Origin of the sequence: Microbulbifer sp. 2205BS26-8 (assembly GCF_030731025.1) — a bacterium.
In the GTDB taxonomy this organism is placed as follows: Bacteria; Pseudomonadota; Gammaproteobacteria; order Pseudomonadales; family Cellvibrionaceae; genus Microbulbifer; species Microbulbifer spongiae.
This window is the reverse complement of sequence record NZ_JAVAMR010000075.1, coordinates 1-9116: the sequence shown is the minus strand read 5'-3', so window position 1 is coordinate 9116 and position 9116 is coordinate 1. Positions and strand designations below refer to the sequence as shown.

The window sequence follows — 9116 nt, the reverse complement described above, 5'->3', positions numbered from 1 at the left end:
CGGCTTCTTCGGCCCAACTAATGTCTTCCAGAGTTGACTGCAAACGTTCACGAATTACTGCTTGGGATTCCTGTATCCACTCCCAGCGTCGCAAATCGCCTGCAGGGTAGGGGTTTTCCAGGCATCCCCGGCGCTCGTAGGCATTGCGGCAGCGCTCCCGAACAGCTATACAAATCTCGTTCCACCAGTCTGTTTCGCGGTCACGAACTACAGCTATTTTCAGGGTCGGGAATAGATAACTGGCGATGCGAGTTACACAGACTACGGCGGTGCTTATGCTGGTTTTCATTTCTTGTTCACCTCAGCCCGCATTTTTTCACGCAGTCGAACCTTCTCAATAACTGGAAGATTGCCAGCATCGTTATTACAGGCCCTGTGAGCCAAAACCAGATTTTCTAATCGGTCCGGACCACCTTGATTGAGCGCAACTAAGTGTTCTTCGGTGACATCTTCACCAAGTGACCGGCCACAGTAGAAGCACTCATTTCCATCACGCTTCAAAAGCTCTTTCTTACGCTTGTTGACGTAAGATCGCACAGTTGGTTTTGCCTTTCTTGCCCACTTTTCGCCAGAGAAATACGCGATTACAGCCTCTGTAGCGACTGGACCACTAACGGAGTACAGCCCCTTGCTATTTCGGTGGATGACACCGATTCCCTGGGAGCAGCGGAAACGAACCGCCTCACGCTTATCGGAGGTTGGCAGCATCTCTGCACCTTGGCTGGTTAACCACTTAATGAACTTGATGATTCGTTTCTCGGAGAGGCGTCTTTTCATTTCGGGTATCCTCCTCTAATTGAGTGGGATGATTTCGTCGATGTGCCAGTCTGGGTAAAGCCCACTTTCCAACTTTTCCTCTAGCCAGTCACCTGCCGCATCACTGTCATCACAGGGACACTCGAAGGTGAAGCGGATGTTCATGCTTTTGCGTTGACGGTTAGCCAGCTCAATGGCTTCTACTTCGCTGTATTCAGGAGAGTGCAGAAAGGCAGGCGGATACACCAAAAAGCTATCGAGGTAGTCTACGACGGTGTTGCTAAATTCCCGGCGACCCCAGAACTCAACCTGATCAGACTCGATTTCAGAATGCACCTCTGCATGAATGTACTGGGCAGGTACATCTGCCAGGACTTGATAGCGCCGTACCAGAGTCAGCCGTTTCTGTGTATTGCTGGGCTGAGGTTGCTGGCGACACTCAAAGTCCCTCAGTGCACTTTCTACTGGTCTGATTGAGTTGGTGGTGTGCATGGCTGGTGTCCCTCCCCGAAGCGTCTTTCAGTGTGTGTAGAATGCTAAACTTACCATGTAAAGTCAAGCAAACTAAACTCTCAAGATAAAATTAAATACGACTGGCTGGTCAATACTGATGCAGGGAAAGGGAAAGCCCGCCTCGCGGTAGGCCCTGTTATAGAAAGGGGGGCTTAGTTATTGGGGCTAGGATGTTTGGCGGGCAGCTAGGCTCGGTTAAAGTCAAAGTAGTCTGTTTTTCCACTATGCCATTAACTGTTACTCAGGCATATATGAGCCAATCACTACCCCACAGATAGCTACTGGGAGGTCGGTAATGTCCTGTGTTTTCCATGTGGGGTTGATAGGGCGTAAATATCGGCGCCCCATATCTTCCGAATAGGTTTTGAAAGTCACATCCCCTTCAAGCTTAGCTATTACACGGCAACCATTGGTAACTTCGCGATCAGGGTCTACAAACACAATTACGCCTGGCGGATATGATCGCTGGCCTGGATAAGGGCTGGTCATGCTATCGCCGTTTATACGCAGGGCATAGGTTCGGTCTGAGTGTGCGGTTGGGCATGGTAGCCATTCCTCCGCGTCCCCAGGTTCAAACAAGTCGACTATTTCGCAAAACTCACCGGCCTGGACCCAACTGATTAATGGGACACGCCCGCGGATGGGGGGGCCAGGCGAAACATTGCTTTCAGTATTGCCGGTTGGCTGGGTGTGTTCGGCTGGCCTGAGCTCTTTGACGCGCTGCAATGGAGGTTGAAAGGGGTGCATTTCACCTTTTCCGAAGCTCAACCATTCCGGACTAACGTCCATGGCGCGGCAGGCACGAACCAAGCTGGTGTGCGATAACCCTTTCGATAAGCCCAGTTCAGCTTGGCTGATAGCGGATTTAGTGATTCCAACTTTATCAGCAAGTGTTTTCTGGGTCAGTTTTGCTTCTTTTCTAGCCTGGCGCAGGCGTTCACCAAAAGTTTTCATAGTTAAGAAAGCTAAACCTTTTTAGGTATAGAATGCTTGACATTGGTTTGTTTAGATTGCTAACCTCTTGGCATGGACATTCAAACTAAGCAGCAGGCCCGAGAATTGTTCGGGACTTATACGGCGATAGCAGGTGCCCTAGAGATCACCAAAGGCGCCATTTCCCAGTGGCCAGAACATTTGCCGAAAAAAATCAGGGATAGAGTCATGTGGGCTGCTCACAAACGCGGCTTGCTCGATGAAATTCGCGACCTTCCTTCATCCAAAAAAGAATAGCACCAAATAAAACGACACGCGTGAGCCAGGGCACAGCACAGTAATAAATCGGCATAAGGATATTAAGCATGTATGCAGACCCCAAGCACATTAAGGATCGTGAGATCAAATTACGCGTCGATGACGCGACCTACAAACTTATCGAGTCACTAGCAGAGTTCAACAGAACGCAAAAAGCAGTCCTGGTGCGTGAGCTTGTTGAAGCACAGCTAGCGCTGTTCTCGGATGAGGATAGCAACGAAGGTCAAGCGGCCTGAAGGCCCCGGAGAGGGCCTATGAAAGAACTTATATCACTTTTGAGCCAAGAGAATATCGAAAAGGTAGAACAACTGGCCAAAAAAAATGGCAAGGCTGCGGAAGATTTCACCGGTGAACTTTTGGTGCGAGAGATAAAGAAACGAAATAAGCCCGGAGTTCCGAAAGGAAATATCCGGGCGTTCAGGAGGCCCTGAATAGGCCCTGAAAGATGGCTGATTATGGCCAAGAAAGCACACTAATCAAAAACAACACCCACAGAGGCAGCCGGGGCAGACCGGCACCTTTCCAAATAACAGTACCAAAATTATTTAAGAGCCGCAGAAGCGGACGGAGGCAAAAGTGGAGTTAACGCTCTCCATTAACCAGGCCAAGAGCATCCAGTGGGAGTTGAACCTTCAGCAGGCCACATTGTTCTCTTTCATCCTGAATGCTGCGTATTGGGCGGACAAGCAGGACGGCTACTGGTATCTCAGCAAGGGCAAGATCATCGAGGAGCTGCCCATTCTCTCTGACAAGAGAGACACCATTTACCGATTGGGTACACAGCTGATCCGCAAGGGGTTGATTGAGCGAAAAATCATCAATGGTGGCGATCACTACCGTGTGACCAAGAAGGGTTTCGAGTGGAATAAGGCTGAGGTCGGAAAAAAATCCGAGGTGCCTCGGAAAAATATCCGAGGGTCGGAAAAAAATCCGAGCAAACTCGGAAAAAAATCCGAGGTAAGGTCGGAAAAAAATCCGACGTATCAGTATACCAATCTATCAGTTAACCAAGATCAGAATACAAACACTGGCGATCTGTCGAGTGATCCGCCTCCTGATCAACCCGATCCCATTGAGCAGGAATTTGCCCAACTCTGGAAGATTTACCCTAAGCGAGCCGGTGGTAATCCCAAGGTCGGAGCGCTGAAGGCATACCGCACCCTGAGAAAACAATTTCCATTCGAGCCTATCCGCGCTGGCCTTGTGCGTTACGCCAGCTACTGCAAGGCGACTGGTGACACTGGCACCCGGTATGTGAAACAGGCCAAAACGTTTTTCGGCCCAGATCTGCACTGGCAGGACGAATATCCGCTCCCCAAGCAAGGAAAGCCCCATGAAAACCATAACCCAAGCCCTGGCAACCGCCTCCAGCAGGAGCACGCACAAATCAACGCCGCGTTCGCTAGAGCCTCGGCACGAGAAGCTGCTCCTGGCTCTGTGGAAGCGTATGACCCAGTTGTACGGCCACAAGTGGGCGTCCCAACATGCCCTGTATGACTCCGAAGCGGATAAGGCTGCCGGTCGCTACAGCGAGGATTTCATGCTGTGGGCGAAGAAAACTCGCGGATTGAGTGAAATCGCATGGCATCGAGGGATGAAATACGTTGAGCAGAAAAACCAAGAGGCAGCCCGGCAGGGCGAGATTGATAGCTGGCCACCCAACTACGCAGAGTTTGTTGGCATGTGTCAGCCGGTTACTGGGTCACAAATGTACCGAGAGTTTGAACCCCTGAAGCTGCCCGATAAAGCCGCGCAGAAGCGCTCAAAGACTGTTGGTCGCCAAACCCTAGACAGCCTGAAATCCCTGTTCACGAAGGAGGAAGCGTGAATATTTGGCCCTGGATTGCGATAGCTCTTTGGCTGCTTGGGGCAGTGCTGTTCTATCGATTTTTGGAAGCGTGCCGGAGCTTGCATAGAACCGACGCTGATGAAGAGTTGCTGACCTGGAAAGAGTTTCCAAAACAGAAGCAAAAATTCGGCTGTTTGTTCTGGCCGGTCGCTGTGATCTGTTTGATTGTTGATAGGAAGGCAAAGCAATGAGCTGGATGACACAAAAAGAAATTGTAAGGCGGCTGAAATCCGCAAGCAAAACAAGCCCGCTGGCTGTTTTCCGTAATAACCCCGAGGGTAAGCAGTACGAGGGTCTATACGATGTGGTTTTCGCCAATACTGCCGTAGCGCAGCAGCGCATTGCACAGGGTTCCAACCTGGTTGGTGTGTATTCCAGACCGTACCAGTTTAGCGACAATCAAGCGGGAGGTGCGTTAAATGATAGAGGGTGAATTCTGGGTAGTGCGGACTCCAACACAGAAAGCCTGCGTTCTCGACAGCCTAAACCGTCTGAAACCAAACGCTGACAAGCCGATGGCGGTGAAGGTGGATCCATTTAAGGCAACACGCAGTACCTTACAGAATCGCTTTTTATGGGGCTGGGTTTATTCAGAAATCTCCCGCCAGCTGGATGAGGCTGGCATTGTCATTCCGTGTGACAACGGCACTGAACACCCATATACCAAGGATGTGCTGCATGAGATTTTTAAACAGAAGTTTCTGGCCATCGGCAGCATTGAGGCAAAGGGCAAGAGTATCACCCTGTATGGCTCCACGACCGAGCTGAGCAAAAAGAAGTTCTCGGAGTATTTAGAGAACGTACGTCGCTTTGCCTTCGACTTCTGGAACATCACTGTAGTAGATCCCTATGTGGGGCAATACAAGGCAATTTGGGGAGAGTTGAGCCGTGGGCGTAAAGATAACAAGCGCGGATAAGTGGTTCTCCAGGTGTGTTCGGGAGAGGGCAGGATGGCGGTGCGAGCACTGCGAAACCCAATATCCGGAAAATAGTGCCGGGCTGCAATGCTCCCACTTTCACGGACGCGGTAACTACGCAGTGAGATTTGACCCGGACAACGCCTTTGCCCACTGCACAAGCTGCCACTACTTTCTGGAAGGCAATCCGCACGAGTTCACCAGATGGGTGAGAGTACAGCTCGGAGATGGTGCTTACGACATCCTGCTGGAGAAGAAAGGCCACATGGATAATGCCCGGCTTGCCAGGCGGGATGTAAAGCAGAAGCACAAGAGCGAAATATCCAGGCACTACCGCGAGCAATACAGGGACATGCTGACGCAGCGTGCTGGTGGCAATAGTGGGCGTTTGGTCTTCGTTGGATACTTTTGATCAATCCGGTATAGCGCTGGATAGGAGGTGGAGCTTGAGATTCAAAAGTGCAAGACAGGCTTGGCATGATGCCCTTGATAGCCCAACCACGGCATTCGACTATGAGGCCATCGCTGGGAAGAGTACAGCAGTGACCGGCTCCAGGCGGAGGCTGAAAACGGTTCTTCGGGACGATGAGGGAAAGGTGATTTGTCGATTGCCAGCCCCCAGGACAGAAGCATCGGAGACACTGGTAGGGAAGGGTAGTGCTGGACGAATCATGGATGCCTGTGAAAAGGGCATGGTTCAAAGCGTGATTGCCCAGGTGCGTCGAGATGACCCCCTGGCCTATTGCTGGGGGATGGCTGCTTATGCACCACCTGCATTGCGATTTAAAGAGCGTGCGGCACTCCTGCACTACTTGATGGGTGAGTTTGACCAGTGGGGTGAGCCACACGACAGAACCCAGGTCAGCAAGTTGGCATTGTTTTGTATTACCGCGTGTGCGCTTCGGGATGTGAATGGCAGGCATATAGATCTAAAGCAGGCTCGTACACTTTTGAGGTGTGACAAAATCATCTGGGATAAGCATTGGAAAAGATTATGGCAAAGGTTACAGAGGCGTCTGGACCCACTTCCCATGAGGGCTTTGGGACCAATTTCTCAGGTGGTGGAAGATTACAAAAAAAGGTTGTGTCCAGATGGTTGACAGGTTTGTGCCAGAATGATACCTTTTTTCTAGCATGCCGTTTTTGCGCATTGCAGGCTAAGAACCCGCTATTTGGCGGGTTTTTTTGTGTTCGTAATTCGTCTGTCTGGTCCGAAGTCACTGCCCCCTATGGAAGAAATCCTCAGATGCTTTGCAATAGCCAAGCGCTGGAACAGGTGGGTACTCTGTAGCGACTTTTATTGCAGGATCGGGTACTTGCATCAGTCGATGTAATTGTTCGGAATTATCAGAAATAAACGATGAGCAGGGTAGTACAATATTGGTAGCCGTATCGCTCTCTGACTTTTTCTTCATGCTGGCAAAAGGTCAAGTTGGTACATTTTATTTGTTTTCGTTTTTCTACTTGAGCTCTGCATTAAATGCTTGTAGCCTTCTATTGCCTAAAAAAGTAATAAAAGGAAAGTTTTGTATATGAAGAAGTCACTCCCAGCGCTGTTTTTTTTGTTTATTTCTTCCTTCCAAAGTTATGCTGCCACTCCATATCTGGTGGACTATTGTACCAATCTTGGACTTGATGGCGATACGTCCAAGCTACAAGGAGATAGATATGTTTTAGTTGGAGCCACTGAAACATATAAGCGTGAAAGCAGCAGCCTTTTCCTCCTTGATGAAATTGGTTACTTTTACACTTTGGATGGCTATGCAGGGTCTGATGAATTTAGTTACCAAGATTTTAAGGCGGTGGTAAAAAAACGTATAACTTTTCCGAATCGTGGTTCAAATTATGTGACATTAGATATTCCAGTAGAGGAACTCGGAGAAACTGGTCATTTTTGCAAAAATATTAATGTTCAGTCTGCGCCAACTATTTCTAAAAAGACACTTTCGGTAAGTAGTAGCGGAATATATGTTGAATTGAACACTGCCTACGATACTGAGTACTCAAAAGCAGCTGTTGAAGGAATAGGTGTGGTATATAGATGGAGTTTTGTGAAGGTGAGCGTCGACCACGACTATGCATTTAATCAAACCACTACTACGCCATTTATTACTGCGGATCCAAGATATGCAGGGGAGTATGAAGTAACTGTTACTGTAGATGACGGTGTATATTCAAAGACTAGCCGGGTGGGTTTTGCAGGCTATCCTTATGGTACTCAAGACCCTGATATTTGCGAGATTAAACCCTGGTTAACTTTTTGTCATGACCCTTTATAATTTCGGTAGAATAACACCATTTAGATTAAAATTAGAGGGTGTTCTTACTTTTGTGCCAGGGAACTTTTTGCAGGTAGGAATGTTTCTAAAAACTCTGAAGTTATAGCTTTACAGTTCTCATTAATTCCAAGCCCGCCCAGTGCGGGCTTTTTCGTATCTGGTAATCCCATGTTCAAGAACGCCTACTTCACGAAAGCGGAGCTGTCCTGCCGTTGCTGCGGGAAACTCCACTTCTCGGATGACATGCTGCGCCGATTGATCAGGGTTAGGGAGCGCTTTAACAAGCCGATGGTGATCACCTCTGGCTATCGCTGCCGGGACCACTGCGCCAGTATCGGCTCGACCATGACACACACTACCGGGCAGGCTGTGGATGTATCAGTTTCAGGTGGGCGTGCCTATGAGCTGCTGGGGATCGCAATAGAGGAAGGATTTACCGGCATTGGGGTAAAGCAGCATGGCCCTCATGGCGGGCGATTCCTGCACTTGGATGATCTTGGAGCTATTTCGGGCGAGCGTATACGGCCCACAGTCTGGAGCTACTAGCCGCATTTCCGAATTGTATAAAATTTGCTCAAGCTTCTGATTTGATGATTATTAACGTAGGTGGACCGCTGCAGAATTGCTTCCGGGGTAGCAATCAGGATAATAGTGGTCATGGTGATTCGTCTATAAGTGTTAAGTAAGTAAGCCCGACGAAGATTTTGAGATGTAAAAATGAAGAAACTCAAAAACGAAAAAGAGCTAGTAAAGAAAGCTCTAGCTCTTGGAACTGCATACGGCACTATACGAGGAGTTGTTGAGTTTGAGGCAACCGATTCAGCTAACGAAAAGCTTGAATATATTTATCGTCTCCTAGTACATGACAAGGTAATTCAGCCTCTTCAGCAAGATAAGATTTCACAAAAGGCGATTAAGCATAGGTTGGCAATTTGGGCATCAAAGCAATGAGCGCCTTAATACATTTTCCATCTAATTGGGTAGAGGCGAGTTTCTAGCCTGCCCTCCCTACGGCACCGTACATATGGGTCCGTATACGGCGGTTCATTGTTCCTTTTGCATTTTGGAGATATAAATCAGCTACTTTGCAATTGTTGTCTCTACCAGACACTCAACTACCCCCAAACCGGCCACTGAGCCGGTTTTTTCATGCCTGGAGAATGTGATTTCCCTAGGTTTTACAATCTGGAGTTATCGATGATTTCTGCCCTAACGGCCATCTCTGACCTGATTAGTAAGGCCATCGACAAAGCGTTCCCAGACAAAACAGAGGCCAACCGGCTCAAAGCTGAGATTGACAGCCAGTTGATCTCTATGGATCTGAAAGCGCTGGAATCCGCCACCAGTATTATCACCGCTGAGGCTGGTGGAGATAGCTGGCTACAACGGTGCTGGCGCCCACTGACGATGTTGACGTTTGTCGGTTTGGTCGTGGCGCATTGGTTGGGATGGACAGCAGAGAATCTCAGCGAGGAGCAAACACTGGCACTGCTGGAGATCGTAAAGATCGGCTTGGGTGGTTATGTGGTGGGCCGCAGTGCTGAAAAAGCC

The 9116-nt window shown here is 49.1% G+C and carries 18 protein-coding genes; 14 read left to right on the top strand and 4 right to left on the bottom strand.

Translation table 11 applies throughout. The annotated features are described in order from the left end of the window. From Q5Y71_RS16045 to Q5Y71_RS16030, 4 genes are all read right to left on the bottom strand, one after another. On the bottom strand, positions 1–289 hold a 289-nt coding region (locus Q5Y71_RS16045; protein WP_306043103.1), incomplete at its 3' end, for a hypothetical protein. After that, a complete protein-coding gene (locus Q5Y71_RS16040) occupies positions 286–777 on the bottom strand; it encodes an HNH endonuclease (protein ID WP_306043102.1) in 492 nt (163 codons plus the stop codon). The genes Q5Y71_RS16040 and Q5Y71_RS16045, both read right to left, overlap by 4 nt. 15 nt (positions 778–792) lie before the next feature. Further along, positions 793–1248 (bottom strand): hypothetical protein, encoded by a 456-nt coding sequence (locus tag Q5Y71_RS16035; protein ID WP_306043101.1) that lies wholly within the window; start codon positions 1246–1248, stop codon positions 793–795. Between the two features lie 258 nt (positions 1249–1506). Further along, entirely contained in the window at positions 1507–2223 is a 717-nt protein-coding gene (locus Q5Y71_RS16030; protein WP_306043100.1) for a LexA family transcriptional regulator, read from the bottom strand. A 72-nt stretch (positions 2224–2295) separates the two neighbouring features. Here Q5Y71_RS16030 and Q5Y71_RS16025 point away from each other — a divergent pair, with 72 nt between their 5' ends. The 14 genes from Q5Y71_RS16025 to Q5Y71_RS15960 all read left to right on the top strand — a co-directional run. Continuing rightward, positions 2296–2499 (top strand): Cro/CI family transcriptional regulator, encoded by a 204-nt coding sequence (locus Q5Y71_RS16025; protein WP_306043099.1) that lies wholly within the window; start codon positions 2296–2298, stop codon positions 2497–2499. 68 nt (positions 2500–2567) lie between these two features. Continuing rightward, positions 2568–2756 (top strand): hypothetical protein, encoded by a 189-nt coding sequence (locus tag Q5Y71_RS16020; RefSeq protein WP_299942157.1) that lies wholly within the window; start codon positions 2568–2570, stop codon positions 2754–2756. Positions 2757–2774: 18 nt separating this feature from the next. Beyond that, positions 2775–2951 carry a hypothetical protein gene (locus Q5Y71_RS16015; protein ID WP_306043098.1) on the top strand — a complete coding sequence of 59 codons (177 nt, stop codon included), beginning with the start codon at positions 2775–2777 and terminating at the stop codon, positions 2949–2951. Between the two features lie 145 nt (positions 2952–3096). Next, positions 3097–4017: a hypothetical protein gene (locus tag Q5Y71_RS16010; protein WP_306043097.1), complete on the top strand. Its 921-nt coding sequence runs from the start codon at positions 3097–3099 to the stop codon at positions 4015–4017. Then, complete coding sequence (locus tag Q5Y71_RS16005; RefSeq protein ID WP_306043096.1) at positions 3968–4348, top strand: hypothetical protein; 381 nt, start codon at positions 3968–3970, stop codon at positions 4346–4348. Before Q5Y71_RS16010 ends, Q5Y71_RS16005 begins: the two co-directional genes overlap by 50 nt. Then, positions 4345–4560, top strand: coding sequence for a hypothetical protein (locus tag Q5Y71_RS16000; protein WP_306043095.1), 216 nt, complete (start codon positions 4345–4347; stop codon positions 4558–4560). Before Q5Y71_RS16005 ends, Q5Y71_RS16000 begins: the two co-directional genes overlap by 4 nt. Then, on the top strand, positions 4557–4802 hold the full coding sequence (locus Q5Y71_RS15995) for a hypothetical protein (protein ID WP_306043094.1): 246 nt from the start codon (positions 4557–4559) through the stop codon (positions 4800–4802). The genes Q5Y71_RS16000 and Q5Y71_RS15995 overlap by 4 nt, the downstream gene beginning before the upstream one ends. Further along, positions 4789–5286: a recombination protein NinB gene (locus Q5Y71_RS15990; RefSeq protein ID WP_306043093.1), complete on the top strand. Its 498-nt coding sequence runs from the start codon at positions 4789–4791 to the stop codon at positions 5284–5286. The genes Q5Y71_RS15995 and Q5Y71_RS15990 overlap by 14 nt, the downstream gene beginning before the upstream one ends. A gap of 121 nt (positions 5287–5407) precedes the next feature. Next, entirely contained in the window at positions 5408–5698 is a 291-nt protein-coding gene (locus Q5Y71_RS15985; RefSeq protein WP_306043092.1) for a hypothetical protein, read from the top strand. 34 nt (positions 5699–5732) lie between these two features. After that, positions 5733–6386 (top strand): hypothetical protein, encoded by a 654-nt coding sequence (locus Q5Y71_RS15980; RefSeq protein WP_306043091.1) that lies wholly within the window; start codon positions 5733–5735, stop codon positions 6384–6386. Positions 6387–6818: 432 nt separating this feature from the next. Further along, positions 6819–7565: a hypothetical protein gene (locus Q5Y71_RS15975; protein ID WP_306043090.1), complete on the top strand. Its 747-nt coding sequence runs from the start codon at positions 6819–6821 to the stop codon at positions 7563–7565. A gap of 168 nt (positions 7566–7733) precedes the next feature. Next, a complete protein-coding gene (locus Q5Y71_RS15970) occupies positions 7734–8111 on the top strand; it encodes a D-Ala-D-Ala carboxypeptidase family metallohydrolase (protein ID WP_306043089.1) in 378 nt (125 codons plus the stop codon). A gap of 171 nt (positions 8112–8282) precedes the next feature. Next, positions 8283–8516, top strand: a complete 234-nt coding sequence (locus tag Q5Y71_RS15965; protein ID WP_306043088.1) for a DUF5062 family protein — start codon at positions 8283–8285, stop codon at positions 8514–8516. Positions 8517–8762: 246 nt separating this feature from the next. After that, positions 8763–9116: 3TM-type holin (locus Q5Y71_RS15960; RefSeq protein ID WP_306043087.1), on the top strand; the 354-nt coding region annotated here is incomplete at its 3' end.

What these genes read in the sequence shown, in the direction of transcription:
- Q5Y71_RS16040 (WP_306043102.1), bottom strand. Translation starts at nt 777, where the DNA reads ATGAAAAGACGCCTCTCCGAGAAACGAATCATCAAGTTCATTAAGTGG.
- Q5Y71_RS16035 (WP_306043101.1), bottom strand. Translation starts at nt 1,248, where the DNA reads ATGCACACCACCAACTCAATCAGACCAGTAGAAAGTGCACTGAGGGAC.
- Q5Y71_RS16030 (WP_306043100.1), bottom strand. Translation starts at nt 2,223, where the DNA reads ATGAAAACTTTTGGTGAACGCCTGCGCCAGGCTAGAAAAGAAGCAAAA.
- Q5Y71_RS16025 (WP_306043099.1), top strand. Translation starts at nt 2,296, where the DNA reads ATGGACATTCAAACTAAGCAGCAGGCCCGAGAATTGTTCGGGACTTAT.
- Q5Y71_RS16020 (WP_299942157.1), top strand. Translation starts at nt 2,568, where the DNA reads ATGTATGCAGACCCCAAGCACATTAAGGATCGTGAGATCAAATTACGC.
- Q5Y71_RS16015 (WP_306043098.1), top strand. Translation starts at nt 2,775, where the DNA reads ATGAAAGAACTTATATCACTTTTGAGCCAAGAGAATATCGAAAAGGTA.
- Q5Y71_RS16005 (WP_306043096.1), top strand. Translation starts at nt 3,968, where the DNA reads ATGACCCAGTTGTACGGCCACAAGTGGGCGTCCCAACATGCCCTGTAT.
- Q5Y71_RS15995 (WP_306043094.1), top strand. Translation starts at nt 4,557, where the DNA reads ATGAGCTGGATGACACAAAAAGAAATTGTAAGGCGGCTGAAATCCGCA.
- Q5Y71_RS15990 (WP_306043093.1), top strand. Translation starts at nt 4,789, where the DNA reads ATGATAGAGGGTGAATTCTGGGTAGTGCGGACTCCAACACAGAAAGCC.
- Q5Y71_RS15975 (WP_306043090.1), top strand. Translation starts at nt 6,819, where the DNA reads ATGAAGAAGTCACTCCCAGCGCTGTTTTTTTTGTTTATTTCTTCCTTC.
- Q5Y71_RS15970 (WP_306043089.1), top strand. Translation starts at nt 7,734, where the DNA reads ATGTTCAAGAACGCCTACTTCACGAAAGCGGAGCTGTCCTGCCGTTGC.
- Q5Y71_RS15965 (WP_306043088.1), top strand. Translation starts at nt 8,283, where the DNA reads ATGAAGAAACTCAAAAACGAAAAAGAGCTAGTAAAGAAAGCTCTAGCT.